Annotated in this window: 1 protein-coding gene; it reads right to left on the minus strand. The window is 42.2% G+C overall.

Going from position 1 to position 315, the window contains the following annotated elements:
- A partial coding sequence (locus SB749_RS19050; protein WP_410711680.1) for a hypothetical protein occupies nt 1-306 on the minus strand: 306 nt, incomplete at its 3' end.
- Nucleotides 307-315: the final 9 nt, after the last annotated feature.

The raw sequence follows: 315 nt of genomic DNA on the forward strand, positions 1-315 counted from the left end.
CCAGGTGATTTTTATCCATTCCCATAATTCGGTGATCTTGTTCCACACAAGAGTGATTGCCACAACCGCAATTTGTCCGTAAGGAGTCCATACGTTGTCCATGAACCATGTCGATGCAGCTCCCCATACGGTACTAATCACTTCCCACGCAACGACAAAAACACCAACTACAAAGTTGATGATTGGTACTGCAAAGTTATAAATAGGCAGCCACACGTTATTATTGAACCATGAAGAAAGCTGACTCCATTTCTCTGTGATCCAGTTCCATGTGTCATTGAAAAACGTTGTGATGGGTGTTAGCACATTATCATT

Source organism: Brevibacterium sp. SIMBA_078 (genome assembly GCF_046534565.1).
Lineage (GTDB): Bacteria > Actinomycetota > Actinomycetes > Actinomycetales > Brevibacteriaceae > Brevibacterium.